We start from the raw sequence: 25,428 nt of genomic DNA, 5'->3' as shown, positions 1-25,428 counted from the left end.
TTTCCGGTTAAGCAGAAAGACATTTTTAAAGTTTTAGATTTGACTAAATTTCAAGATGTCACGGCAGTTATCTTGGGACAAGACCCCTATCCGAACAATAAAGCATGTGGATTGGCATTTTCATGTGCGATAGGTTCTGCTAAGTCTGTTAAGAGGATTATTGAAAACAGAAATATACGTATACCAAAAAAAGGGACTTCTGTTGACTTGAGCCCTTGGGCATGGCGGGAAGGAATATTACTATTGAATACCAAATTGACTTTCTGTAAAAAAGACGATGATGGAAACAACCAACACGCTGATATTGGTTGGGATAAAATTACCGATGAAATCAGCAGACAGGTTTGCAAGTGCGATAAGCCAGTAGTGTTTCTGCTTTGGGGCGGGGAAGCTCGCAAGAAAATCAGTATTATCCAAGAAGAAATCAATAAAAAACACATCCAACAAGATAAAGCAAAAATAATTCTTTCTGCATACCCAGCTTGGGATGGAAAGTTGTCAACCATGCCGCTATTTATGACCACAGATTCTTTTAATGATACCAATAGCTTTTACGGTTGCACAATTTGCATCCGAATTGACTGGTCAATTTGATGAATGAAGAGGAGTTAGATTTACTATGAGCGAAATACTTGCTGTAATAGTTGCTGCTGTGCTGGCATTTTACATCGCACAACGTTATAGTCTTGATGACAGCTTGGATATCAAATCTGGCTGGCGCAAGTAAATCTATGATATTGCTTCAAAAGATGATATTAATCGGGACGATGTTTACCGGATTCGTGCATCCTTTCGCTATGCAACGCATTCTAAGGAGAAAATCAAAATTTTGTCTTTTCGCTGGATGAGTAATACTTTTATCAAGTTGTGTGACGATTACTTCAGTAAAACGTGGTATTTAACGGACGAAGATAAGGAACTTTTGCGGATTATGTGTCGATATCTGTTAAAGGTTCACTGGGAAGAAAGACAGATATTTTCCATTTTTCGTGGAAGCAGAGACTTAAGGAATGATGATGGTACGATGAAGGAAGAGGCAATTCGTACTGTATTGTTAATCATTGAACAGGAGAAAGATATGAGCAGTAATAGCAAAAGAAAGCAATTGAAAAGATTTTGGAAGATGATATTGAAAGTGTTAATACTCAGCAAAGCAAGTATGTCAAAATTAGAAATGCAGTAAAAATTATGCTGTCTACATCATTGACTATCTTATTACTTATTTTGGGGTACATGTTACGCAAGATTAAAAGTATAAATAGCAGTTTGATTGAATTTAATGATGGTCATTGGGCGTTTGTACTATTGATTTTGATTGTATTAGTTGCTGTTGTAGTGGTATACATCATAGTAAAATCAAATGACAATAAGATAGCTAGTTTGGAAAGTCAAACTAATAATCTCCAAAATAAATGTGATGATTTGTTTGAAAAGATGGAGAAGAACAGCTCTGATTCTTAAGGAAGGCAAAACAAAATGCAAAAACAAAAATCTCTCGGTCTCAATGCACTGTTAAACAGTCTGCAGAGCCTCTTAAACTTAATATTTCCGCTGATAACCTTTCCCTATATCTCGCGGACCCTGTCTGTTGATGGGGTGGGGAAGTATAACTTTGCCAATTCCATCGTGAGTTACTTTTTGCTGATTGCTGCGTTGGGAATTTCTACCTTTGCCGTCAGAGAAGGTTCCAAGTATCGCGATGATAGGAAGCAGATTTCCCGCTTTGCCAGCCAGGTTTTCACCATTAACCTGGTCGCAACTGCGGCGGCTTACCTGCTCTTGTTCATTACCATGATTGCTGTGCCCATCCTGCATAACTATACGGCTGCCATCCTGATTTTCAGTGTGCAGATTTTCTTTACCACACTTGGGACCGATTGGGTGTACACCATTTTTGAAGAGTATGGCTATATCACTGTGAGAAATCTCATCTTTAAGGTTATCTCCATCATCCTTCTCTTTATCTTTGTGCGGCAAAAAGATGACTACCTTAACTATGTCATTATCACCGTTATTGCCTCAACCGGGTCGTACATCCTTAATTTCCTGCATGCCAGAAAGTTTTGCGACATCAAGCTGACTCTCGACATTCCGTGGAAAGCTTACCTGTTGCCGATTTTCACAATCTTCGGCTCTACGGTTGCTATCAAGATTTATGTCGGTGCGGACACGACCATGCTTGGGTTCATGAAATCAGATTATGAAGTCGGAATCTATTCGACATCCACCAAGATTTATAGTATTGCCGGCCAGATGCTGATGGCTATGCTTGCGGTCACTATCCCGAGATTGGCAATGCTGATGGGACAAAAGCGCATGGAAGAATACAACAAGCTGCTCAAACAGCTGATTAACACCGTGCTCTTCATCGTCCTGCCCGGTATCATTGGTCTTTTTGCGGTCAGCCATGACGTGATTATCCTTATCGCCGGGGTAAAGTACCTGCGTGCCGTTGTGGCGCTGAGGATTTCCTGCTTTGCCATTCTGGGGTCGGCCATGTCGACAATCTTTAATCAGTGTGCTTTGATGCCGGCTAAGCGGGAGAAGAAGACATTAATTTCTTCAACAACTTCGGCTTGCTTAAACATCGGTCTCAACTTAATCTTGATTCCACTGATGGCAGAAAGAGGAGCCGCTTTGACAACTTTGCTGGCAGAGTTTACCATGATGTCGATGAACTACTATTTCAGTCGCGACATCACAGGTTTTGTTTTCAAGGATAAGAAGACCTGGGAAAATATCGCCACAGTCCTCATTGGCTGTGCAGGTGTTGCTGTGGTATGTTTACTGTGCTCGATTGCATTCAAGCAGATGTTTGTAAGATTAGCAATTTCCGTCATAGGATCGGCTGCAGTCTATGCCGGTATTCTGTTAGGATTAAAGAATAGCGTGATGTATTCATTCCTGGAACAGGCAAAAGCTAAAATGAAACGTTAAATTTAAATTACGGAGGAGAAAGTTTCACTGTTGATAGTGAAGAAAAATAAATCTATTATGAACAGAACAGAACAGAACAGAACAGAAAGAAACTCTTGGCTGGAATTACTGAGAATTATCTCCATGCTTTTCATCGTGATGAACCACTATTCAGGTGAAGAGCCTTGGAAGTTTGATACTGCCGCAATATTGGGGCAGCTTGTTTCCTACCAGATTTACCGTCCTCTAGGGCAAGTCGGTGTTGACATCTTTGTTTTAATTACCGGCTACTTTATGGCGGGGAAGATTGATGTGACTTACGGGGCTAGCGTAAAGCGGGCTTTGAAAGTTTGGCTGGAAGTCTGGGTTTACTCAGTGCTTCTCTTTGTTGTGGGGAGTCTGTGTTTCGGTACCTTTTCTCTGAGTGGAGCGCTTAAAGGATTTTTCCCTGTTATTTTCAATAACTACTGGTTTGTGACAGCCTACATCATGCTGGTGCTGCTGATTCCATTTATTAATCGGATTTTAACTCAAATTAACCAGAAGCAGTATGTTGTGTTACTGGTTTTGAGTATTTTCTTTGCTGAGTGTCTGCCGGTTGTCAACAACACTATCTTTTCTTGGGATAAAGGTTTTGGCGACTTGCTGGCGGTTTATCTTTTAGGCGGCTACATTAAGAAGTATGGTTTGCGGATTAAGCAGGGATACTTGGTTCTGATTTTCCTTGTAACCTATACTTTGATGCTGTCATCTATTGTTGTTTTGGGGCTGGTCTTAGGCACTGATGGGAACATAACTCGTCTGGCTTATGGTTTCTTGCCATACGTTGCAGCTGCGGCAATCTTCTTGATTTTTGAGAGTCTGCCGGCTTTTTCCAATAAGTTTATAAACTATGTGGCAGGTTCTGTCTTTGCTTCATATTTGCTGACTGAAAACTCCAATGTGGTTGCGACTATCTGGAAAGTCTTTGACATGACAGGTGTGTCTAATCTGTTTGTTGTGGTAGTTGCTGGAATTTTCATCTCTCTGCTGCTGATTGTCATTACGGTTATCATTGATAAGATTAGGATTGCCGTCTTCAACCTTCTTAAAGTTAAACAAAGGGTATTTGCCTTGGTTGATAAATTTTCTGCAAAATAAAAAGCAAAGGTCAAGTTCGGATTGAACTTGTTCCTTGCTTTTTGGTACATATTGAAATCGTTTTAGTCGCGCTTGAAGATGTCTCTGGTGTAAACCTTGTCCTGAACGTCATCCAAGATTTCGTTGTAACGGTTGGCGATGATGGCGTTTGATTGGGACTTGAATTCGTCCATGTCGTTTACGACTTTTGAGCCGAAGAAGGTTGTGCCGTTTTCCAAGGTTGGTTCGTAGATGATTACTTGGGCACCCTTGGCCTTGATGCGTTTCATGACACCTTGGATTGAGGATTGGCGGAAATTATCTGAGTTGGACTTCATTGTCAGACGGTAGACACCGACTGTGACTGGGGCCTCTTCTTTAGGGTTGTAGTCGTTGTCATCTGAGTAGGAGTAGTAGCCTGCCTTTTGAAGGACTTGGTCTGCGATGAAGTCTTTTCTGGTGCTGTTTGACTTCACGATTGCTTCAATTAGGTCTTCTGGGACGTCTTGGTAGTTGGCCAGAAGCTGCTTGGTGTCCTTTGGCAGGCAGTAGCCGCCATAGCCGAAGGATGGGTTGTTGTAGTGCTGGCCGATTCTTGGGTCCAGGCAGACACCATTGATGATTTCTTGGGTGTTTAAGCCCTTGGATTCTGCGTAGGTGTCCAGTTCGTTGAAGTAAGAGACTCTCAGTGCCAGGTAGGTGTTGGCGAAGAGCTTAACGGCTTCTGCTTCTGTGAAGCCCATGAAGAGGGTGTCGATGTTTTCCTTGATGGCTCCTTCTTGGAGGAGGGCAGCGAACTTGTGGGAAGCTTGGACCAGTCTGTCATTTTCAGGGTCGGTTGACACAATGATTCTGCTTGGGTAGAGGTTGTCGTAAAGCGCCTTTGATTCGCGGAGGAATTCTGGTGAGAAGATGATGTTTTCTGTCTGGTACTTCTTTCTTACTGAGTCAGTGTAGCCGACCGGGATTGTGGACTTGATGACCATGATAGCATTGGGGTTGACGGATAAGACCAGTTCGATTACTGCTTCTACGGCTGAGGTATCGAAGTAGTTCTTCTTGCTATCGTAGTTGGTAGGAGCTGCGATGACCACGAAGTCTGCATCCTTGTAGGCAGCTGCTCCGTCCAGGGTGGCTGTCAGGTCTAAGTCTTTTTCTGCTAAGTATTTTTCGATGTAGTCGTCTTGGATAGGGGACTTCTTATTGTTGATTAATTCAACCTTTTCAGGGATGATGTCTACTGCTGTAACGTGGTTATGCTGGGCTAAGAGGGTGGCGATTGAAAGGCCTACATAGCCGGTACCGGCCACGGCGATGTTTAATGGGGATACCGTTTGGAATTGGTTATCCTTTTGGTTATCTGTGAAGAGGTCTGTGATGTCAAAGTTTAAGGTATCAGCCAAGGCTTCTAATTGAGGGATAGAAGGGGTGTAGTCTCTTGCTTCCAGTCTTGACAGCATTGACCGGTTGATGCCGGTCTTATCAGCGAGTTCCTGCTGGGTCATGTTTTGTGCGGCCCGGCCGTCAGTCACCAGGCTAGCCAGCTTTTTGAGTGATAGTTTTTTCATTTTGCTCTCCTTTGTTATTTTTAGCAACGTTAATTTTCTTTTTTACTACATTATTAGTATACATCTAGGCTTTTAGATGTTCAACTTCCTATGTTATGTTGTTTTAAGCAACTACGATTTGGGCTGAGCAGTTGTGAAAAATTTTTTTCTTTGCTATACCGGAAGAATACCCGTTGTAAATTTTATGCTATACGTCGTTGCATGAAAAAATTTTGAGAAGCTTTGTAAGCAGATGCTAAGTGCTGTTTGGAAAATATTAATTCAATAAAGCTCTTAAATTAAAGTTTTACAAATACTATCTTTTCAACTACAATATTAACAGTAAATAAGATAAAGGAAGTTTAAGCCATGAAATTTTTTGTGACCGGCGTTGCAGGCCAATTGGGTCATGACGTCATGAATGAATTACATAAACGCGGATATACTGGTGTCGGCACTGACCTGGCACCGGAATATGCCGGTATTAAAGATGGAAGCTACGTAACGGAAGCTGAATATGTCTCTATGGACATCACCGACAAGGACGCCGTAGAAAAAACCATTGCTGAAGTTAAGCCGGATGTCATTGTGCACTGTGCGGCTTGGACAGCGGTTGATTTGGCTGAAGACGAAGATAAAAAAGCTAAAGTTCATGCCATCAACGTTGATGGTACGCAAAATATTGCCGACGCTGCTAAGGCAGTGGATGCCAAGATGATTTATCTATCCACCGATTATGTCTTTGATGGTCAAGGCACCACACCTTGGGATCCTGATTGCAAGGACTATAAGCCTTTAAATGTTTATGGTCAAACTAAGCTTGAAGGGGAATTGGCTGTTGCCAACACTTTAGATAAGTACTTTATCGTCCGGATTGCTTGGGTCTTTGGGGTTAATGGCAAAAACTTCATCAAGACCATGCTTAAATTAGCTGAAAATCATGATACATTGACCGTGGTTTCCGACCAAATCGGGACTCCAACCTACACTTATGACTTGGCGCGTCTTTTGGTTGATATGGCTGAAACCGACAAGTATGGCTATTATCACGCAACTAATGAAGGCGGCTATATTTCCTGGGCCGATTTTGCCAAGGAAATCTTCAAGCAAGCCGGTAAAAAGGTAACGGTTAAGCCGGTTACAACTGCTGAATATGGTGTCTCTAAGGCAGCGCGTCCATTTAACAGCCGTCTTGACAAGTCTAAGCTGGTTAAAAACGGCTTTAAGCCTTTGCCAACCTGGCAGGATGCTTTAAAGCGCTACTTGGAAATTTTGGCTGCTCAAAAAGCAGCTGACTAATCAAAAAGAGGGTATTTACATGAAAGGTATTATCTTAGCCGGCGGGTCTGGGACCCGTCTTTATCCGATTACTAAAGGTATCTCAAAACAACTCATTCCTGTATACGACAAGCCGATGATTTATTATCCCTTGTCTACGTTGATGTTAGCGGGAATCCGAGATATCTTAGTGATTTCAACCCCGGAATACACACCGTTATTTGAACAATTATTGGGTGACGGTTCTGATTTTGGCATTCATTTGTCCTACAAAGTTCAAGAACATCCTAATGGCTTGGCGGAAGCCTTTATCTTAGGCGCTGATTTTATCGGTGACGATTCCGTGTGTCTTATCTTAGGGGATAACATCTATTATGGCGGCGGCCTTTCTGAACAGTTGCAGCAAGCAGCTAAAAAGACTGATGGAGCTACTGTCTTTGGCTACCATGTCAATGATCCTGAACGGTTTGGTGTGGTTGAATTCGATAAAGACATGCATGCTTTGTCCATCGAAGAAAAACCAGAACATCCAAAGTCAAACTATGCGGTAACCGGTCTTTACTTCTATGACAATGATGTCGTCGGTATTGCCAAGAACTTAAAGCCTTCAGCCCGTGGAGAACTTGAAATTACCGACATTAACAAAGAATACCTGCAACGCGGCAAACTTGACGTTAAGCTCATGGGTCGCGGCTATGCCTGGCTTGATACTGGTACACATGATTCAATGCTTGAAGCTGCCAGCTTTATCGCAACCATTCAAAAGCGCCAAAACTTAAAAGTGGCCTGTTTAGAAGAAATCGCCTACCGCATGGGCTGGATTTCGCGTGACCGCTTGGTTGAATTAGCACAACCACTAAAGAAAAATGACTATGGTCAATACTTATTACGCTTAGCTGAGGAGGAAAAATAATAATGGGTAAATTATTAGTACAAGAAACAAACCTGCAAGACGTTAAATTAATCACACCAGCCGTTTACGGCGACAACCGTGGCTTTTTTACGGAAAGTTATTCTGACCGCGACTTCAAAGAAGCCGGCATTGACTTTGACTTCATCCAAGACAACCACTCTTTGTCAACGCAAGCCGGTGTTTTAAGAGGCCTTCACTTCCAAAGAGGCGATAAGGCGCAAACCAAGCTCATCCGCGTAGCAACCGGGGCTGTTTTGGACGTTATTGTTGACCTTAGGTTGGGTTCACCTACATACAAGAAGTGGGAAGGCTATATCTTGTCTGAAAGCAACCACCGTCAACTCCTCGTACCAAAGGGCTTTGCGCATGGTTTCGTAACTTTGACCGATAATGTCAACTTCTTGTACAAGTGTGACAACTACTACGCTCCAGAAGCTGATGGCGGCATCTCATTTAAGACACCGGAACTTAACATCAACTGGCCTATTGATCTTGATAAGGCTATTACATCTGAAAAAGATGCTAAGCAGCCTACTTTGACTGAATTCGAAAAAGATAACCCATTTGTTTACGGTGAAATCTAGGAGGACTCAATGACTGAATATAAAAACATTATCGTAACAGGCGGTTGCGGCTTTATCGGCTCCAACTTCGTCCACTATGTGGTAAATAACCACCCTGAAGTACATGTTACGGTCTTAGACAAATTAACCTATGCTGGTAACAAGGAAAATATCGCGGGACTTCCCGAAGACCGGGTAAAACTGGTTGTGGGCGACATCTGCGACAAAGAACTTGTTGACCGCCTTGTTAAAGACGCCGATGCAGTGGTTCATTATGCGGCTGAAAGCCACAACGACAACTCTTTAGTTGATCCAACACCATTTATCCAAACCAATATTGTGGGGACTTCCGTTTTGATTACAGCTTGTGTCAAATACGGTGTTCGTTACCACCATATTTCAACCGACGAAGTTTATGGCGATCTTCCTTTGCGCGAAGACCTGCCGGGCCATGGTGAAGGCCCTGGTGAAAAATTCACCCCTGAATCACCATATAAGCCATCCAGTCCATATTCTTCATCAAAGGCATCCTCTGACTTGTTGGTTAGAGCCTGGGTTCGTTCATTTGGTCTTAAAGCCACGATTTCCAACTGCTCCAACAACTATGGTCCATACCAGCACATCGAAAAATTCATCCCACGTCAAATCACCAATATCTTGGCTGGTATCCGACCAAAACTCTATGGTACTGGCAAGAACGTGCGTGACTGGATCCACACCAACGACCACTCCAGCGCTGTATGGAAGATTTTGACAGAAGGCCGCTTGGGGGAAACATACTTAATCGGTGCTGACGGCGAAAAGAACAACAAAGAAGTTTTGGAAATGATCTTAGAAATGATGGGTCAGCCAAAAGATGCCTATGATCAAGTTAAGGATCGTCCCGGTCATGACTTGCGCTATGCCATTGACGCTACCAAATTGCGCACTGAATTAGGCTGGGAACCAGAATTTACCGACTTTAGTGATGGACTTAAGCACACCATTGAATGGTATACTAAAAACCAAGACTGGTGGAAAGATCAAAAAGCTGCCGTTGAAGCTAAATATGCTAAAAATGGCCAATAATTATCTTTATGAAAACGACAACTAAATTGTCATGGGGGCTTTTGAGCAGGTATCGCAACCAGCTCTTTGGCCTATCCATTATCAGCATTATGCTCTTTCATCTGTGCGAAGATGCTAGTAATAAGGGGTACGGTTCGTTTGGCTGTATGCTGGTATTATCCATTCTATAGGGGTTGACGTTTTTGTCTTTCTCTCTGGAATGGGCCTGTACTTTTCCTGGACGCAAAATGCAAATCGAAGCCGTTTTTACTACAAGCGTTGTGTTAGGATTCTGCCCACATATTTTTTGACTGCCATTATTACCCTAGTAATGGTCGATGTCCTTTTTAGCGGTAAAGGGTGGACTGCGCTTGCTTACGATTTGTTTTTTGTGAGTCTAATTAAAGACGGCATGGTATTATACTGGTTTATTTGCTTTATTTTGGTGATGTACAGCGTCTTTCCGTTTATTTCCGAGATTTTAAGGCGTCTGAAAACGAGGCTTTTAAACTACTGTTATTCAGTTTTGCCTTAATGATTGTTAGCGAACGACTTGTGCCTGCATTTTATGCCCATAACTATCTTGGCTTAAGCAGGGTCCAGCTTTTTATTGTCGGCAGCTATTATGGCGCCAAGATTTATCAAGATGAGCCGTTTTCTTTGTTTAATAAGCTATTTGTTTTGGCAGGAGCAGTATTGTTTGTTGCCAATATTTGGACTGTGGCAAGCGGTAGGGGTGAATTGCATCCAGCACTTATCAAACTTTTCACACCGATACCGTTGATGGTTGCAGCTGCTTGGATTTTAGGCTGCTTTAAGTTTGATGGGAAAGTGAATAGCTTTTTGAAGAAGGCAGGTGCGCTTTCGTTGGAATTATACGTTGTCCATGTGTCATTGCGGGCTCTTTTCAGTGCGGTTGGGATTGGCACAAGCAGCTTATTAACGTATGGTGGCATGATTGTTCTGGTGGTGCTTTTGAGTATGTGCATGAATAACTTTCTTACGCCGCAAATAAACAAAATGTTGGCGTTAATTTGAAATAGAAAGAGAATGAATAGGAGTTTTTAGATGACAATCTATGTAATGAGTCATAAAAAATATGACTATCCCACCCCGCCTGACTATAAAACTGTGCTGGTGGGCGCAGTCAAAAATGGGCACGTCCAAGGTTATCTCAGCGATGATACCGGCGACAATATTTCAGCTAAAAATCCCAACTATTGTGAACTTACCGGTCTTTACTGGGTGTGGAAAAATGTTAAAAATGACGATAATGTCGGCTTAGTCCACTACCGACGCTATTTTTCAAAATACAGCAACCTGGGGATGCATTGGCGCTATGCCTTGGGTAGAAAAATCGAATTATTAACGGATCAGACAGCTTCTGAAATGCTTAAAGACCACGATTGGATTGTGGCCACGAGAAGAAGGCTGATTGCCGTTGACGGAAGCTACAGCAAAAGCATTTATGACCAGTATAAATATGGCCACAATGAACATGATTTGCTGACGGTTAAGCAGGTTATAGCTGAAAAATACCCTGAATATTTGACCGCCTTTGATGAAATCATGCAGGGCGAAACAATCAGTTCATATAACATGTTCTACACGTCTAGAAAGAATTTTGATGCTTATTGTGCTTGGTTATTTGATATCTTATTTGAAGTGGAAAAAAGAATTGATATTTCGGACTATGATACTTATCAAGCCCGTGTTTTCGGCTTTTTATCCGAAAGACTGTTAAGTGTCTATTTGAAGCATAATAATTGCCGTGTCAAAGAACTGGGGATTTTAAGTGTTGATTACATGAGCCGTAAACATTCGCTTAAAGAAGCAGCTTTGATTATGTTAGGCAAAGAATTTAATTAAGCAAAAGCCTCACAGAAATGTGGGGTTTTTTGGTGCGATTGAAAAATAAAGCTATAAATAGTATGCTAAAATAAGTAGATTAGGGCTTTATTGTAATTGAGCCGATATTTTGAGGTAAAGTAATGAAAAATATATTGTATTTGCATGCCGGTGCAGAAATGTATGGTGCAGATAAAATTTTGCTGGAATTAGTCAGCGGCTTAGATAAAACAAAATTTCACCCGATTGTGGTCTTGCCAAATGATGGTGTTTTAAGAGAAAAGATGGAAGAAAACGGTATTGAAGTGCATGTCGTGGCTTATCCGATTTTACGGCGGAAATTCTTTAATCCTAAGGGCATCATTGAATATGGAGCAACTTATTTCAAGGGCTCTAAGGCGATTATGAGGCTGTTAAAGGGTCGTAAGATTGATATTATTCATGTTAACACCACGGCCGTTTTAGAAGGCATTTATCTAAAAAAGAAGCTTAAGAGTAAACTGGTCTGGCATGTGCATGAAATTATCCTGCATCCCAAAGTTGTTTACAAGTTTATCAGCTTTTTAATCGGCCACTATGCTGACAAATGTGTGGCGGTCTCTAAGGCTGTCAAACAGCACCTGGTCGATTCAGGTTATGTCAAAGAGGACCTGGTCGAAGTTATTTATAATGGGGTTGATTCAAACCGCTTTAACCCCAAGGTGGATAACCGTTACTTATATGAAGAATGGAATGTTCCTCAAGATGCCATTAAGGTCGGAATGATTGGCCGGGTTAACGCCTGGAAAGGCCAAGGAGATTTTTTAGAAGCTACTAAAGACTTGTTAGCAAAATATCCCAACCTTTATTTGTTTATTATTGGGAGTGCTTTTGCCGGTGAAGAATGGCGGGTCGCTGAATTAAAGCAAAAAATTGCGGCAATTAAAAATCATGACCGGATTATTTTTTCCGAATTCAGAACGGATACGCCGGCTATTCACAGCTTCTATGATATCTTAATCATGCCAAGTACCAATCCCGACCCCCTGCCGACGGTCGTATTGGAAGCGATGAGCAGTGGGACACCGGTGATTGGCTACAAGCATGGCGGGGTAACCGAAATGACCGTCGATGGGCAAACAGGATTGTTAGCGGAAGTCAATAATCCTAAAGCTTTGGAAGCAAAGATTGATCAAATGTTGACTGATAAAAGCTATGTTCAGTTTGGCCAAAATGCGCGCAAGCGGATTTTAGAGCATTTCTCGGAAGATAGCTTTATCAATAATTTTTCACACATTTACACACAAATTTAAACGAGATTGAGGTAGATAAGATGGATTTTCCAATCGATTTTGTGGTGACTTGGGTGGATGGCTCTGATCCCAAGTGGACAGCTAAGAAAAATAAATATATGCCTGAAGCGGGTACGAAGAAAAAGAGTATGAATTCTGTCAAAGCCTACCGTGAATGGGGAACATTCAAGTACTGGTTTAGAGGAGTTGAAAAATTTGCTCCTTGGGTTAACAAGGTCTATTTGGTGACAGACCAGCAGATACCAAGCTTTTTAGATCTTAATTGTGCTAAAATTCAGGTCGTTGACCACACTGATTTTTTAGAAGCGGAAAATTTGCCGGTTTTTAATGTCAATCCGATTGAAACCAACCTCCACCGGATTAAAGGCTTATCAGAACATTTTGTCTTCTTTAACGATGACATGTATTTGACCAGCCCGGTTGAACCAACGGATTTCTTCAGTGAAGACGGCAAACCCAAAAGCCGGACGGCAATTATGCCGATTTTGCCGGAACGCTATGGGGCAGCGCATTTTCAAGTCAATGCCTTAGAAATTGTAACCGATTATTTTAGTAAGCAGGAAATTATCAAAAATGCGCAATTGTTATCGCCGAAGCAAGGCTTAAAGAACCTTTTGCGGACCTGGCTTTATAAAAATGACAAATATTTTTGGGGCTTTTTAGAAAACCACCTGCCTTATGCTTTATGTAAGTCAACTTACGAAGAATTATGGGCTAAAGAACCGGCTGTTTTACAAAAGACAGCTAAAAGCAAGTTTAGAAGTAAAGACGACGTGACCGTGTGGCTGTTTAAATACTGGCAATTTGCTTCGGGCAATTGTGCCGTCAATGACTCCCCCTTGGGTAAACTTTTTACTTTAGATGATGCAGGTCAAGACTTGTGGAATTTGATTTTATCCCATAAATATAAAATAATGTGCATCAATGATGGCTTTGATATCCAAGATGAAGATCAGGTAATGACTGATTTTATCAAAACCATGGATACCCTGCTGCCGCAAAAGAGCCAATTTGAAAAATAAGAAAAGGCGGGTTTTCCCGTCTTTTTTTGTACAATTATTTTGAAAGAGTATAATAGTTATTATTAAGGTTTAAAAGGGAGAAAAATATGCCAGAAGATAATAAAAAAATTCATTTAGACCGCACACTGACATCCGGTCAGATGCAAATGATTGCCTTAGGCGGCACGATTGGGGTTGGGCTGTTTATGGGGTCGACGTCGACCATTAAATGGACCGGACCTTCCGTTTTGTTAGCCTATGCTTTAGTAGGCATGCTGTTATATGTGGTTATGCGGGCTTTGGGCGAGATGATTTATTTAAAGCCCGGAACCGGTTCTTTTGCCGACTACGCCACAACTTATATCCATCCAGTTGCAGGCTATTTAACGAAGTGGAGTAACATCTTCCAATTTATTGTAGTGGGAATTAGTGAAGTAATTGCGGTGACCGAGTATTTGAAATATTGGTGGCCCACGCTGCCCGGTTGGAGTGCTGGCCTGGCAGTCATTATTATTTTGACACTGGCCAACCTGGCTTCAGCCAAAGCTTATGGCAGTTTGGAATTTTGGTTTGCCATGATTAAAGTTGTGACGATTATTGTGATGATTATTTTAGGCTTTGGCGTGATTTTACTGGGAATTGGCAACGGGGGACATCCGGTTGGCTTTAGCAATTTATGGCAACATGGCGGTTTTTTCCCAGGTGGTGTAAAAGGCTTTTTCTTTTCCATGTCAATTATTGTCGGCTCTTATCAAGGCATCGAATTGCTGGGAATTACAGCTGGTGAAGCGGCCAACCCTAAAGAAGCCATTGTGTCTTCCGTCAAGGATATTATTTGGCGGATTTTGATTTTTTATGTGGGAGCCATTTTTGTGATTGTGACCATCTATCCTTGGAATCAATTGGCTAATGTCGGGTCGCCTTTTGTGGAAACTTTTGAAAAAGTCGGGATTACGGGAGCTGCCGGCATTATTAATTTTGTGGTCTTAACCGCGGCGATGTCAGGGGCCAATTCGGGTATTTACAGCGCCAGCCGGATGTTATTTAAGTTATCCATTGACCACGAAGCCCCGCAATTTTTCAGCCGGCTCTCTAAAAAAGTTGTGCCTAATGTGGCCATTTTGGCGATTTCAGTGGGAATTTTACTGGGTTTTGTGTTAAATGTTATCCTGTCTTTGGCTAATAAATCAGCGGAGAACTTATTTGTGATTGTTTACAGCTCCAGCGTCCTGCCCGGCATGGTGCCTTGGATTGTGATTTTAATCTCGGAACTGAAATTCAGACGGGAAAATCAAGACCTGCTTAAAGACCACCCCTTTAAATTGCCGCTGTTTCCATTATCGAATTATGTTGTTTTAGCTGCTTTAGCTGTTATTGTGGTCTTTATGTTCATCAACCCTGATACGCGGATTTCCGTAACGGTTGGTTTAGTGGTCTTAATTCTCATTGCCTTATCCTATCCTTTAACTCAGCGTAAAAAAGCTTAAAAAAACTGGGGCGACCCAGTTTTTTTTAAGCTCTTAAACTTGCTAAAATAGTTTCTTTCATTTGCATTGGTGAAATGACTTGGTGGTGCAAAAGCGGCTTTTGAAAGAGGCCGTCAATGGCAGCGGGTACAGGGATGCCGGTGAAATCTGCCAATTTGGTTAAAGCAGTTAGATCATCGCTGGTAACTCCCAAAGCATTGAGAACAGTTTGAGGGAATTTAAAAGGACTGGCCGTTGCTAAAATGACCGTTGGCCTTTTATCGCCGGTCTTTTCTTGGTAAACCTGGTAAGCTTTAGAAGCGACCGCCGTATGCGGGTCAATTAAATAATTAAATTCATGATAGACGCGCTTGATTTCTGCTAGCGTTTGTTTTTCATCGGCAAAGTCGGCAAAAAAGTCTCTTAATTGGGCCTGCATGTTTTCAGTAATCGTATAAGCGCCTTTTTTTTGCAGGTCACTTAGCAAACGTTGGGTTAAGTCGGCATCTTTTCCCGAAATATAGTATAAGAGCCGTTCCAGGTTGCTGGAGACTAAAATATCCATGGAAGGCGAATTAGTTACATAAAAAGGCCTCTTTTTATCATAGGTGCCTTGGTTAAAGAAATCATATAAGACATTATTTTGATTAGAGGCACAAATCAGCTTATGGATAGGCAGACCGAGGTTTTTAGCAAACCAGCCCGCCAAGATATCGCCAAAATTGCCGGTTGGCACACTGAAGTTAACTTGATTTCCGGCTTTGATTACGCCTTTTTCAAGCAGCCTGCCATAAGCGAAGAAATAATAGACAACCTGTGGGAAAAGGCGGCCGATATTGATGGAATTCGCCGAAGAAAAGCGTTGATGGCGGCTCAACAAGGTTGCCGTTAAATCAGGATCATTAAAGAGCCGTTTGACTTCATTTTGGGCGTCGTCAAAATTGCCTAGCAACCCCAGCACGTGGGTATTTTGACCGGTTTGGGTCAGCATTTGGCGTTCTTGAATGACACTGACACCGTCTTTAGGGTAAAAAACGATAATTTGTGTATGAGAAACATCGCTGAAACCGGCCATGGCCGCTTTACCTGTGTCACCGGAAGTTGCCGTTAAGATGACAATCTCATTTTGGTCATGGTTTAATTCATTAGCGCTTAACATGAGGTGCGGCAACAGCTGCAAGGCAACATCTTTAAAAGCCAAGGTTGGTCCGTGGAAAAGCTCCAGGTAATTAACTTGACCAAAACTTTTAAGCGGGGTAATTTCAGGGGTGTCCCATTGCGTTTGGTAGGCTTTTTGAATGTTTTCCCTGAGGATTTCAGTGGGGTAGTCGTTAAAAAAGGGCTGTAAGATTTTAAAAGCCAGTTCCTGGTAAGAAAGATGAGGCAGCTGCGTTAAAGTAAGATCTAATTTAGGCAATTTGTCAGGAACAAAGAGTCCGCCATCATGGCTCAGACCGCTGAGGATGGCCTTAGTTGGGGTAATTTTGGTTTGGTTGAGGTCACGGGTGCTTTGATATTTAAGTGCCATCATTTCACTTCCTTTACATAATTTTGCCTAAATTATACACATTTCATCAGCTTTTTACCAGTAACTATGTGGTAAAATGTAACACAAAAAAGGAAGTGAAGGCTATGGAAAAAGTCACTATTGCCCTTTTAGGTTTAGGTACGGTTGGCAGCGGGGTGGTCGATATTTTAAAGACCCAAAGAGAAAAGCTTAAAAAAACGACCGGCAAAGAATTTGTCATCAAAAAAATCCTGGTTAATAACCTGCATAAAAAACGCCGGGTTGATTTAACGGGAATCAGTCTGACAAATCAAGCCCAAGATATTTTAAAAGACCGAAAGATTGATGTCGTCATTGAGGTCATGGGGACGGTAGATGTAGCCAAAGCATACCTCAAAGAAGCCTTAGTTAACCATAAAGATGTTATTACTGCTAATAAAGATCTTATTGCCCAGGCGGGGCCTGAATTAGAGTTGTTAGCTCAAAAAACGGGGCAAAAATTATATTATGAAGCGGCTGTTGCTGGGGGGATTCCCATTTTAAGGACGTTAAAAACGGCTTATCTAGCGGATGAAATTACACGGATTGATGGGATTGTTAATGGTACCAGCAATTTTATCTTAACTGCCATGCAAGCAGACCGGTTAAGCTATCAAGCAGCCCTTAATAAGGCCCAAGAGCTTGGTTTTGCTGAAAGCAATCCGGTTAATGATGTCGCAGGCTTTGATGCAGCTTATAAGATGGTAATTTTAACAAATCAGGCTTTTGGTACGCAGCTTAAAGCAACCGATGTCTTTACCCAAGGTATCAGTCAAGTCGATTTAGAGGATATTTTATTTGCTGAAAGAATGGGGCTGAAACTGAAACTTATCGGCACAACACAAAAGCTTGGTTCTCAGGTAGCCGTGGCAGTTATGCCCGCCTTTTTGGCAGCTGACACCCGCTTAGCGCAGGTTGATAATGAAAATAACGGCCTAGGGATTGTCAGCCGCAATCTGGGACATATGTTTTTTTATGGACCAGGCGCCGGCAGCCTGCCAACAGCTAACAGCGTGGTTTCTGATTTAGTGGATATAGCCACCAACAAAAACGGCTTAGCAAAAGTCCAGACACCACTTGCTAAAATGGCTGACAATGAAATTGAACAAAAATATTACTTACGCCTCAGTTCAAAAAATTTAGCCGACATTTTAGCCTGGCTCGAAAAAACAGTGCCTTTTAAAGTTGTCAGTCAAACTGAAAAAAGACTGGTTGTTATAGGGACTTGGAAGCAAAATGAAGTTAAAGTACTAACGCAGACCCTAGGTACTAAGTCAAACTATTTTTTGGCACGCTTTTTAACGGAGGAAAAATAAATGAGAATTATTATTCCAGCAACGACCGCCAATCTTGGCCCCGGTTTTGATTCCCTGGGGTTAGCCTTAGACCGGTATTTGACGGTTTCGATTGGTGAAAAAATCGAAAATTGGTATGTTGACCACCGGATGGGGTATTTTATTCCGCATGATCAAAGAAATATGCTGGTCCAAACAGCCTTAAAAGTCAATCCCAATTTAACTCCGCACCGTTTAAGAGTTAAAAGTGAAATTCCGATTGCCCATGGCTTAGGAAGCTCATCGACGGCAATTGTGGCCGGAATTGTGCTTGCTAATATTTTAGGTGAGATGCATTTAAGTGACGATGATATTTTACAACTAGCAGCCCAAATGGAAGGCCACCCGGATAATGTGGCGCCGGCTATCTTGGGAGATTTGACGGTATCGGCTATGGACCAGACAAAAGTCGCCACGGTTAAACTGACTTTTCCAGATGTTTCCTTGGTAGCCTATATTCCTAAGTATAATTTAGCTACGATTGAGGCTAGAAAGGTCCTGCCGCAAAATTTAACGTATTCCAAGGCAGTTTTAGCCGGCAGTATCGGGAATGCTTTAGTGGCAGCGCTGGCTTTAGGTGACATCAAAAAAGCAGGGCAGCTAATGGAACAAGACCAGTATCATGAACCATATCGTGAAAAATTAGTTCCGCATTTAACAACTTTGCGCCAAATTGGCCACCAAATAGGGGCTTATGCGACGTATTTGAGTGGTGCCGGCCCCACGGTGATGACCGTTTTGGCTCAAGATAAGGTCAAAGCATTTATTGAAGCAGGCCGCAAGCAGGGCTTAACCGATGATTATCAGGTGTTAAAAGTCGACCGCCAAGGATATCAAATTTTGAAATAGGGGTGATTTTATGCAAACTAAATTAAAATGGATGGTTAGAGGCTGTTATTATTTCTTTGTTATCTATGCTTATTTTATTTTACGTAAATCACCCTGGCAGTGGTTTTATGTGAATACTTTTTTAGCGTACCTTTCAACCGAAGCCGCTTTTCATCTGAAAGCGAAACAGAATAATTTAATTTATTGGCCTATCTTTTTGGTGTGGTTAGCATTTTATCCCAATGCGCCATATACGTTGACGGATTTATTCCACTTGACGAGCGTTTATCCTTTTGACGCCTCCGGTTTGATGGTGTTTAACCTGCATATGTGGTTTTACTTTGCCAACCTGGTGGCCTATGCTTTTATATGTGCGACGATGGGGATTTGGAGTGCTGATTATGTGGCTAAAACAATCGTCAAAAAACTCCATAAAGCCGGCTATTTTTGGCAGACATTAGTTGTTTCCATCTTGCTTTTTCTAGGTGCCGTTGGGATTTATATTGGCCGTTTTTTGCGGCTAAATACGACTAATTTAATCACGAGTCCTAAATACAGCCTAAAGCTTATCTTAGGTATGTGGAATGTTAAAGTCATAGCCTTTATTACCCTGATGTTTTTATTACAATTGGCGCTGTGGTTTAGTTTAACTTTTTATCGTCACACCAATAATGCAGACTAAAAAAAGCTGGTTTAACCAGCTTTTTTTATGCTTTTAAAACTTCGGCTAATACTTGACTATTTTCTTGGTAGACACCTTGGATTTCGGGCTCAAAGCCGGGGAACTTGTCAGCTAAGGCAAGTAAGACCTTGAAGTAGTCAATATCAAGCTTACGCCATTTTTCACCGGGAGCGACGATAAAGACCCCTGGTGGATATGGCAAAGCCCCTTCTAAGGCAATCCGTCCGGGCAGTTGGTCCAGTTCAACATCATGATTATTTGGTCTTTAACACATGGCGGACATATTGCCGCAAAGCTGACTTGGACCAATATCAAACCCCACTTAAGCCTGCATTACTTCTCCAGTGCAAGTATGCTGATTTTTGCGATGTCAGGGGCTGAATTAGCTGCGCCATATATTTCCCGTTTAAAAAAGCCTAATAAAGACTTTCCTAAAACCATGTGGCTTTTGTTCTTTATGTCGGCTTTCATGGTAATCTTTGAAACTTTAGGCTTGGCCGTTTTATTTGACACCAAACATGTTCCTAATGACTTTAAAATGAACGATAACTACTATGCCTTCCAATTACTGGGACAGGAAGCAGGCATGGGCAATACTTTGATGTATGCTTATTCAATTGTTTGTTTAGTCACATTATTGGTTGAAATTGCGGCTTTAATTGATGCTGCCAGCCGCTTTTTGGCTGCCGATACGACCGTTCAATATATGCCAAGCTAGCTGCTTAAGAAAAATAAGAATGGCCGCCCAATTAACAGTTATATTTTTACAGCTGCCACAACCCTGGTTTAAGCAATTGTGGATTAATATTGTCGTAGTGCTCTTCTTATTTGGCACGGGCCTTATTTTACCATTGCTGCGCAAACTGGAGCGTAGAAAGCAAAAATAGCTTTAATGAGCCCTGCTATCATAGCAGGGCTTTTTTATGTTATTGAGCTTCGGGCGTTTTTTTACTATAATCAAAATGATAACTAAAATTATGGTTAAGAAAAATAATAGGAGATAAAAATGAACTATTTTATTGGTGAACCCAAGAAAAGTGATATTCGGACAGCGACCTCAAAACCTAGGACAGATGTGACCGAAGTCTTAGAAAAACTGGGCTTTGTCCGTCTTGAAGTGCCTAAAGCTTGGACAACACCTGAAGGTAACACACTGACCAGAGGGCTGGGGCTATACTTGCAGTTAAATGAAAAGATTAAAATGTTAAAGCCCGGCGATAAATTATTTTTCCAATTTCCGACGCCAAATTCTCTTTTTTTGAAGCGTATTTTAAAAAAATTGCACAAAAAGCAGGTTGAGGCCCTCGTTTTAGTGCATGATTTGCAATATATCCGCTATAAAGATGATCCTTCTTTCAGCAAATTTGCCAAATTGAAGTTTAAAATGAAAGAAAGCACGCTTTTAAACGAATATAATAAAATTATTGTCCATAATGAAGCTATGAAAAAAGAGATGATTTCCTGGGGGATTTCTAAAGATAAGCTTATTTCATTAGGCCTTTTTGATTATTTGACCTCCAGTCCGGTGGCGCAAAGCGATACCGAAAATAGTATCATCATTGCGGGCAATTTGGCTGAAAATAAAGCGGGCTACGCTTATAAGCTTCCCAAAAGCCCTAAATATCGCCTATATGGGGTTAACTATGCTGAAAATAACGCTAAAAATGCCGCTAATGTTACTTACCATGGCTCTTTTAAAGCAGAAGATGTTTCTACGATGAAGGGACGCTTCGGACTTGTGTGGGATGGCACGTCAGTTGATACCTGTGCCGGCAATTTTGGTAACTATCTGCGCTATAATAATCCTTTTAAATTTTCTATGTATATGGCTGCTGAACTGCCGGTGATTGTTTGGTCCAAGAGTGCCTTAGCCGCTTTTGTGGAGGAACATAAGGTGGGCTTAGCCGTTGACAGCTTAAATGATGTGCCAGCTCTTTTAGCTAAGATGACAGATGCTGATTATCAGCAAATCAAAGCCAATGTCAAAGTAATTTCCCAAAAGGTCCGCCAGGGCAGTTTTACTGAAGAGGCGGTTTTAAAAGCAATTAAAGGGGCATAATATGTTAAAAAAAAATATCTACAGTTTAATTAACTTTATTTTTGCAGTAGCAATTTTATTTGGAGTCTTAGGTGCGATGGCGCAGCTGAATTATAACTATTTAAAATCCGGCGACGGAATTATTAAATTATTTGATATTTGCCTGATTTTCGCTGTGGTTGTGCTTTTGTGCCATGTTAATCACATCTCATCTCCAGGCTTAAAAGCTAAATTAGCTGGGCTTAAGCACTTTAAAAAGGCTTTTTTAATCGGCTTAGGGATTTTAACCGTCATGTGGCAGCTGTATTTAATTTGGCAATTAACGGGTGTCAGCAACTGGGATCCGGTTACTTTGCTCAGACAGGCTGCGGGTAAAAAGATTGCTGATCCAGATTATTTTTCGGTTTATCCGAATAATCTAGCTTTACTTTATTTTGAGCATTTTGTGTATTTGCTGGCAGGCAAACCGTCGTTAGCTGAATTGACTTATCTGATGAATTATCTCAACCTTATTTTGTTGGATGGCGGGGTTTTATTAGTTTTTTATGCTTTAAAGAATTATCTTCAGCCCCAAGCTGCCTATTTTGCCGGCTTTTTTGGTTGGGTTTTAATGTGCCTAACACCTTGGTGCAGTTTGCCTTACAGTGATCAATATGCTTTTTTCTTTGGCTCACTAAATGTTTTTGGCTTTTTATACTTAGGTAAGCATTTATCCAAAATGAATGTTAAAAGCTACCTGGTATTGGGCTTATTAGGTGTTTTGCTTTATGTGCAATATACCCTTAAGCCATCCACGATTATTTTCTTTATTGCTTTAGCATTGATGCTTTTGTTTAACCTTAGTAAAGCAAATCTTGGACATTTGAAAACTAACTATAAACAGTTTTTGAAATTTGCAGCCGTTTTTTTAGTGCCCTTATTCATTTATGCGGGGGTTTTTAACAGTTATAAAAATCACAATAACGTGGTTAAGATTGATAGCAGCCGGGCTTTTTCATTTGCACATTTTATGGCGATGGGTGTTCATGGCAATGGGTATTATTATTATCCTGATGTTGTTCGGGGGTACCAGATTAAAGACCCTAAAGAACGGACTAAGGCCGATTTGAAAGTTTTTAAACACCGCTTAAAAACCAGAGGTATTTGGAATTACCAACACTTTGCTATTAAAAAGCACATGGCAACGATTAGCAACGGCGGTCTTTCTTGGGGCTGGAGCAAGCAATTTTTAGCTCCTTACCATAAGGCGAATAAATTTAGCAAATACTTCTTTAAGCCAAGATCAGCTACTTATACGATGAATTTTAAGTTTATCATCCAATTATTTTGGACTTTGATGCTTTTGGGCATTTTATTTAGCTTAGGTGATTTTAGTTCATTTTCCATCTTAATTAAGCTGACGGCTTTTGGTATGATGTTATTTTTGGTTCTTTTTGAAGGCGGGGCAGCACGGTATGCCATTCAAATTTTGCCTTATTTATTGGTTTTATCCGGTCTTGGGTACGCTAACTTAAGTGAAAGATGGAGAGAAAATGAGTAATAAATTAACGATAATTGTTCCTTGTTATAATGAAGAAGAAGTTTTACCCGAAACAGTCCAAGCATTGGGGCTGATTTTGACCAACCTGATTAAGCAAGGTCAAATTGATAATGATAGCAAAATTTTATTTGTTAATGATGGTTCACAAGATAGAACCTGGGATTTGATCAAAAAATATGAAGATGAATATCCTTATGTAACCGGCCTGAAGTTTGCCCGCAATTATGGCCACCAAAATGCCCTTTTAGCGGGGATGACGACGGCAGTGAAAGATTCAGATCTGCTGATTACAATTGATGCTGACCTGCAAGATGATGTCAATGCGATTTATGAAATGGTGGCTAAGTATCATGAAGGCTATGAGGTTATTTATGGGGTTAGAAGCAGTCGTGAAACCGATACTTTCTTTAAACGCAATACAGCTTTGGCCTATTATGGACTCATGAAGAAATTAGGGGTTGAGCTGGTTTCTAATTCAGCTGATTTTCGCTTATTAAGTCAAAGGGCTACACAGGGTCTGCTTGAGTTCAAGGAAAGAAATCTCTTTTTAAGAGCGATGGTGCCAATGGTGGGTTACAAGTCAACCAAGGTTTATTATGCCAGAAAAGAACGCTTTGCCGGCGAATCAAAGTATCCTTTGCGCAAGATGCTTAAATTTGCGGTAGATGGCATTACCTCTTTTTCAACGGCCCCCATCAAAATGGTGATGAACCTGGGCTTTATGATTACCATTATCGGCATTATCCTATTCATCTATGCGATTATTCAAAAAATAAGCGGCCACACCGTTGACGGCTGGGCTTCACTAATGATATCAATCTGGGTTTTAGGCGGAGTGCAGCTCATTAGTATCGGTGTTATTGGTGAATACGTTGGTAAAGCTTTTATGGAAGTTAAAAGACGTCCCCGCTTTAGAATTGAAGAAGATGATTATTCCAAAAAGGAGAATAAATAATGGTGGGAAAGAAGATATTTCAGGGTGGACACTACCTGCTTTTAGGGTTGTTCAGCCTTTTGATTTTAGGATCTTTGATTGCAGCGGTCAGGTCATCAAACCTATTATTAACCATGACGACAGCTAAAATCTTTTTAGTTCCGCTTGGAATAGGTCTTGTGTTGATTGGGGGATATTTTTTCAAAAAAACAGCTTACAGGTATCAACTGCTCATTAGTTTATTATTCTTTGTGCTGGCGGTCCTTTTTCAAGTGAGCTTAGTGTATGCGACCCATCCGCCGGTTGGTTTTGATGTGATGCATTTTTACAACTATATCCATAATCACAATCCTGGTGAAAATGCATATTACAGTATGTATCCCAATAACCTGTTTTCCCTAATAATATTTAATGCTTTTTTCAAGCTGGCAGGGACGGCGCACTATTGGTTGAAAGCTGATTTATTAAATACTTTGATGGTGGATTTAGCCTTAGTTATTAACTGTGTGACTGTTTTAAGCTATCAAAAAAAATATTTATTGAAAGCTGTTTGGACACAAATTTTACTGATGTTTATTTTTCCGATGATTATCATTCCCTATACGGATACATTGGTGATGCCATTTGCAGCAGGGATGATTTTATGTTTGGCTGTCATTAATAAAACTGACAAATTAACGGTTAAACTTGGGGCGACTTTACTTTTAGGCTTTTTGACAATTGTAGGCTATTTTATCAAACCAACGGCTATTATTTTGATAATTGCTTTTGTTTTGTGGACCATATTTTCCTTGTTTAATGAATTCAACTTCAAAAAAATTATTCCGGTAGTCATCTTGTTTTTGACGATGGGCGGAAGTTACCTGGTTATTTCACACCAAGTCAAACACCAAACCCTGCTTAAAATTGATCAGAGCAGGGCTTTTCCGGCTATTCATTATGTTGATATGGGGATGTATGGGACAGGAGGTTTTTCGGCTAAACTTTACCAAGAAAATCATGACGCCAAAACGAAACAAGAAAGAATTGATATTTCCAAGGCTAATATTAAAATGACGCTTAAAAAACGCGGCTTTTTAGGCTATCTCAAATTTTTAATGGTTAAGCAGGGCTTAAATACGGCTGATGGAACTTTTGGCTGGCTTAAAGAAGGGCAGTTTATCTTGGCTAATTCAAAGGATACCTATACCTTAGTCAGTGCCCAAGTTAAGCCTAATATTTTTAAAGAATACCTGTATCCTGATGGAAAATATCTCCATGATTTTTATTTTGTGGCGCAGCTGGTCTGGTGTTTAGCCTTGCTATTTTTACTGCTGGGCTATGACAAGACCGATTTATTTTTAGATACGTTAAGGTTAGGTGTGATTGGCGGGATGATTTTCCTGTTATTATTTGAAGGCGGAAGATCTAGATATTTAATTCAATTTTTGCCCACCATCTTAGTGCTTTTAAGTCTCACATTTGAAAGCAGCTTAAATAGGCTAAGATTAGTGAAAGCTGCTTTGATGAACCGTCAGGATACCACAGCTTAAGTTG

24 protein-coding genes and 1 pseudogene are annotated in these 25,428 nt (G+C 41.0%); 22 read left to right on the top strand and 3 right to left on the bottom strand.

Going from position 1 to position 25,428, the window contains the following annotated elements; translation table 11 throughout:
- The first annotated feature begins 39 nt into the window (after positions 1-39).
- The 4 genes from BMX26_RS00265 (at position 40) to BMX26_RS00245 (ending at position 4,056) form a co-directional block, all read left to right on the top strand.
- The gene (locus BMX26_RS00265) at positions 40-594 is read left to right on the top strand and encodes a uracil-DNA glycosylase (RefSeq protein WP_180366039.1); all 555 of its coding nucleotides are present in this window, start codon (positions 40-42) and stop codon (positions 592-594) included.
- Positions 595-1,116: 522 nt separating this feature from the next.
- The gene (locus BMX26_RS00255) at positions 1,117-1,461 is read left to right on the top strand and encodes a hypothetical protein (RefSeq protein WP_143454827.1); all 345 of its coding nucleotides are present in this window, start codon (positions 1,117-1,119) and stop codon (positions 1,459-1,461) included.
- Positions 1,462-1,476: 15 nt separating this feature from the next.
- A complete protein-coding gene (locus tag BMX26_RS00250) occupies positions 1,477-2,937 on the top strand; it encodes a flippase (RefSeq protein WP_075529477.1) in 1,461 nt (486 codons plus the stop codon).
- 57 nt (positions 2,938-2,994) lie between these two features.
- The gene (locus BMX26_RS00245) at positions 2,995-4,056 is read left to right on the top strand and encodes an acyltransferase family protein (protein ID WP_143454826.1); all 1,062 of its coding nucleotides are present in this window, start codon (positions 2,995-2,997) and stop codon (positions 4,054-4,056) included.
- 62 nt (positions 4,057-4,118) lie between these two features.
- Here BMX26_RS00245 and BMX26_RS00240 read toward each other — a convergent pair whose 3' ends face one another.
- Complete coding sequence (locus BMX26_RS00240) at positions 4,119-5,603, bottom strand: nucleotide sugar dehydrogenase (protein WP_075529475.1); 1,485 nt, start codon at positions 5,601-5,603, stop codon at positions 4,119-4,121.
- A gap of 348 nt (positions 5,604-5,951) precedes the next feature.
- On the opposite strand from BMX26_RS00240, the gene rfbD reads away from it, so the two are divergent.
- From rfbD to BMX26_RS00190, 10 genes are all read left to right on the top strand, one after another.
- Positions 5,952-6,881 carry a dTDP-4-dehydrorhamnose reductase gene (gene rfbD / locus BMX26_RS00235; RefSeq protein ID WP_075529474.1) on the top strand — a complete coding sequence of 310 codons (930 nt, stop codon included), beginning with the start codon at positions 5,952-5,954 and terminating at the stop codon, positions 6,879-6,881.
- A 19-nt stretch (positions 6,882-6,900) separates the two neighbouring features.
- Positions 6,901-7,773 carry a glucose-1-phosphate thymidylyltransferase RfbA gene (gene rfbA / locus BMX26_RS00230; RefSeq protein ID WP_075529473.1) on the top strand — a complete coding sequence of 291 codons (873 nt, stop codon included), beginning with the start codon at positions 6,901-6,903 and terminating at the stop codon, positions 7,771-7,773.
- Between the two features lie 2 nt (positions 7,774-7,775).
- Positions 7,776-8,357 (top strand): dTDP-4-dehydrorhamnose 3,5-epimerase, encoded by a 582-nt coding sequence (gene rfbC, locus BMX26_RS00225; protein WP_075529472.1) that lies wholly within the window; start codon positions 7,776-7,778, stop codon positions 8,355-8,357.
- 9 nt (positions 8,358-8,366) lie between these two features.
- A complete protein-coding gene (gene rfbB, locus BMX26_RS00220) occupies positions 8,367-9,404 on the top strand; it encodes a dTDP-glucose 4,6-dehydratase (protein WP_075529471.1) in 1,038 nt (345 codons plus the stop codon).
- A gap of 199 nt (positions 9,405-9,603) precedes the next feature.
- The gene (locus BMX26_RS09455) at positions 9,604-9,918 is read left to right on the top strand and encodes an acyltransferase family protein (RefSeq protein ID WP_075529470.1); all 315 of its coding nucleotides are present in this window, start codon (positions 9,604-9,606) and stop codon (positions 9,916-9,918) included.
- Positions 9,816-10,421 (top strand): hypothetical protein, encoded by a 606-nt coding sequence (locus BMX26_RS00210; RefSeq protein WP_180366038.1) that lies wholly within the window; start codon positions 9,816-9,818, stop codon positions 10,419-10,421. Before BMX26_RS09455 ends, BMX26_RS00210 begins: the two co-directional genes overlap by 103 nt.
- Before the next feature lie 30 nt (positions 10,422-10,451).
- The gene (locus BMX26_RS00205) at positions 10,452-11,252 is read left to right on the top strand and encodes a DUF4422 domain-containing protein (RefSeq protein ID WP_075529468.1); all 801 of its coding nucleotides are present in this window, start codon (positions 10,452-10,454) and stop codon (positions 11,250-11,252) included.
- 122 nt (positions 11,253-11,374) lie between these two features.
- On the top strand, positions 11,375-12,523 hold the full coding sequence (locus BMX26_RS00200; protein ID WP_075529467.1) for a glycosyltransferase family 4 protein: 1,149 nt from the start codon (positions 11,375-11,377) through the stop codon (positions 12,521-12,523).
- Positions 12,524-12,543: 20 nt separating this feature from the next.
- Positions 12,544-13,545: a Stealth CR1 domain-containing protein gene (locus BMX26_RS00195; protein ID WP_075529466.1), complete on the top strand. Its 1,002-nt coding sequence runs from the start codon at positions 12,544-12,546 to the stop codon at positions 13,543-13,545.
- An 86-nt stretch (positions 13,546-13,631) separates the two neighbouring features.
- The gene (locus BMX26_RS00190; protein ID WP_075529465.1) at positions 13,632-15,011 is read left to right on the top strand and encodes an amino acid permease; all 1,380 of its coding nucleotides are present in this window, start codon (positions 13,632-13,634) and stop codon (positions 15,009-15,011) included.
- 25 nt (positions 15,012-15,036) lie between these two features.
- On the opposite strand, the gene thrC is transcribed toward BMX26_RS00190, so the two are convergent.
- A complete protein-coding gene (gene thrC / locus BMX26_RS00185) occupies positions 15,037-16,518 on the bottom strand; it encodes a threonine synthase (protein ID WP_075529630.1) in 1,482 nt (493 codons plus the stop codon).
- A gap of 104 nt (positions 16,519-16,622) precedes the next feature.
- Between thrC and BMX26_RS00180 the strand changes: the two genes are divergently transcribed.
- Genes BMX26_RS00180 through BMX26_RS00170 form a run of 3 tightly spaced genes read left to right on the top strand, consistent with a single transcriptional unit; the run spans position 16,623 to position 19,380 of the window.
- Positions 16,623-17,852 carry a homoserine dehydrogenase gene (locus tag BMX26_RS00180; RefSeq protein WP_075529464.1) on the top strand — a complete coding sequence of 410 codons (1,230 nt, stop codon included), beginning with the start codon at positions 16,623-16,625 and terminating at the stop codon, positions 17,850-17,852.
- Positions 17,853-18,719, top strand: a complete 867-nt coding sequence (gene thrB / locus BMX26_RS00175; protein ID WP_075529463.1) for a homoserine kinase — start codon at positions 17,853-17,855, stop codon at positions 18,717-18,719. It abuts the gene before it with no gap.
- Positions 18,720-18,729: 10 nt separating this feature from the next.
- A complete protein-coding gene (locus BMX26_RS00170) occupies positions 18,730-19,380 on the top strand; it encodes a DUF1361 domain-containing protein (RefSeq protein ID WP_075529462.1) in 651 nt (216 codons plus the stop codon).
- A gap of 25 nt (positions 19,381-19,405) precedes the next feature.
- Here the strand turns inward: BMX26_RS00170 and BMX26_RS00165 are convergent.
- Positions 19,406-19,639, bottom strand: a pseudogene (locus BMX26_RS00165) (ornithine decarboxylase); the annotation flags it as partial.
- Between BMX26_RS00165 and BMX26_RS00160 the strand changes: the two are divergent.
- From BMX26_RS00160 to BMX26_RS00140, 5 genes are all read left to right on the top strand, one after another.
- A complete protein-coding gene (locus BMX26_RS00160) occupies positions 19,631-20,098 on the top strand; it encodes an amino acid permease (RefSeq protein ID WP_075529460.1) in 468 nt (155 codons plus the stop codon). The pseudogene BMX26_RS00165 and the gene BMX26_RS00160 overlap by 9 nt on opposite strands.
- 288 nt (positions 20,099-20,386) lie before the next feature.
- On the top strand, positions 20,387-21,439 hold the full coding sequence (locus BMX26_RS00155) for a hypothetical protein (protein ID WP_075529459.1): 1,053 nt from the start codon (positions 20,387-20,389) through the stop codon (positions 21,437-21,439).
- Position 21,440: 1 nt separating this feature from the next.
- The gene (locus BMX26_RS00150; RefSeq protein WP_075529458.1) at positions 21,441-22,958 is read left to right on the top strand and encodes a hypothetical protein; all 1,518 of its coding nucleotides are present in this window, start codon (positions 21,441-21,443) and stop codon (positions 22,956-22,958) included.
- A complete protein-coding gene (locus BMX26_RS00145; RefSeq protein ID WP_075529457.1) occupies positions 22,951-23,913 on the top strand; it encodes a glycosyltransferase family 2 protein in 963 nt (320 codons plus the stop codon). Before BMX26_RS00150 ends, BMX26_RS00145 begins: the two co-directional genes overlap by 8 nt.
- Positions 23,913-25,424, top strand: a complete 1,512-nt coding sequence (locus tag BMX26_RS00140; RefSeq protein WP_075529456.1) for a hypothetical protein — start codon at positions 23,913-23,915, stop codon at positions 25,422-25,424. The genes BMX26_RS00145 and BMX26_RS00140 overlap by 1 nt, the downstream gene beginning before the upstream one ends.
- The last annotated feature ends 4 nt before the right edge of the window (positions 25,425-25,428 follow it).

It is taken from the genome of Ligilactobacillus sp. WC1T17, from assembly GCA_900110005.1.
Lineage (GTDB): Bacteria > Bacillota > Bacilli > Lactobacillales > Lactobacillaceae > Ligilactobacillus > Ligilactobacillus ruminis_A.
This window is presented reverse-complemented; position numbering and strand designations above follow the sequence as displayed.

What these genes read in the sequence shown, in the direction of transcription:
- BMX26_RS00250 (WP_075529477.1), top strand. Translation starts at nt 1,477, where the DNA reads ATGCAAAAACAAAAATCTCTCGGTCTCAATGCACTGTTAAACAGTCTG.
- BMX26_RS00160 (WP_075529460.1), top strand. Translation starts at nt 19,631, where the DNA reads ATGATTATTTGGTCTTTAACACATGGCGGACATATTGCCGCAAAGCTG.
- BMX26_RS00245 (WP_143454826.1), top strand. Translation starts at nt 2,995, where the DNA reads ATGAACAGAACAGAACAGAACAGAACAGAAAGAAACTCTTGGCTGGAA.
- BMX26_RS00150 (WP_075529458.1), top strand. Translation starts at nt 21,441, where the DNA reads ATGTTAAAAAAAAATATCTACAGTTTAATTAACTTTATTTTTGCAGTA.
- thrC (WP_075529630.1), bottom strand. Translation starts at nt 16,518, where the DNA reads ATGGCACTTAAATATCAAAGCACCCGTGACCTCAACCAAACCAAAATT.
- rfbD (WP_075529474.1), top strand. Translation starts at nt 5,952, where the DNA reads ATGAAATTTTTTGTGACCGGCGTTGCAGGCCAATTGGGTCATGACGTC.
- BMX26_RS00205 (WP_075529468.1), top strand. Translation starts at nt 10,452, where the DNA reads ATGACAATCTATGTAATGAGTCATAAAAAATATGACTATCCCACCCCG.
- BMX26_RS00170 (WP_075529462.1), top strand. Translation starts at nt 18,730, where the DNA reads ATGCAAACTAAATTAAAATGGATGGTTAGAGGCTGTTATTATTTCTTT.
- BMX26_RS00180 (WP_075529464.1), top strand. Translation starts at nt 16,623, where the DNA reads ATGGAAAAAGTCACTATTGCCCTTTTAGGTTTAGGTACGGTTGGCAGC.
- thrB (WP_075529463.1), top strand. Translation starts at nt 17,853, where the DNA reads ATGAGAATTATTATTCCAGCAACGACCGCCAATCTTGGCCCCGGTTTT.
- BMX26_RS00140 (WP_075529456.1), top strand. Translation starts at nt 23,913, where the DNA reads ATGGTGGGAAAGAAGATATTTCAGGGTGGACACTACCTGCTTTTAGGG.
- BMX26_RS00145 (WP_075529457.1), top strand. Translation starts at nt 22,951, where the DNA reads ATGAGTAATAAATTAACGATAATTGTTCCTTGTTATAATGAAGAAGAA.
- BMX26_RS09455 (WP_075529470.1), top strand. Translation starts at nt 9,604, where the DNA reads ATGGGCCTGTACTTTTCCTGGACGCAAAATGCAAATCGAAGCCGTTTT.
- BMX26_RS00190 (WP_075529465.1), top strand. Translation starts at nt 13,632, where the DNA reads ATGCCAGAAGATAATAAAAAAATTCATTTAGACCGCACACTGACATCC.
- rfbB (WP_075529471.1), top strand. Translation starts at nt 8,367, where the DNA reads ATGACTGAATATAAAAACATTATCGTAACAGGCGGTTGCGGCTTTATC.
- rfbC (WP_075529472.1), top strand. Translation starts at nt 7,776, where the DNA reads ATGGGTAAATTATTAGTACAAGAAACAAACCTGCAAGACGTTAAATTA.
- BMX26_RS00240 (WP_075529475.1), bottom strand. Translation starts at nt 5,603, where the DNA reads ATGAAAAAACTATCACTCAAAAAGCTGGCTAGCCTGGTGACTGACGGC.
- BMX26_RS00195 (WP_075529466.1), top strand. Translation starts at nt 12,544, where the DNA reads ATGGATTTTCCAATCGATTTTGTGGTGACTTGGGTGGATGGCTCTGAT.
- BMX26_RS00200 (WP_075529467.1), top strand. Translation starts at nt 11,375, where the DNA reads ATGAAAAATATATTGTATTTGCATGCCGGTGCAGAAATGTATGGTGCA.
- rfbA (WP_075529473.1), top strand. Translation starts at nt 6,901, where the DNA reads ATGAAAGGTATTATCTTAGCCGGCGGGTCTGGGACCCGTCTTTATCCG.
- BMX26_RS00155 (WP_075529459.1), top strand. Translation starts at nt 20,387, where the DNA reads ATGAACTATTTTATTGGTGAACCCAAGAAAAGTGATATTCGGACAGCG.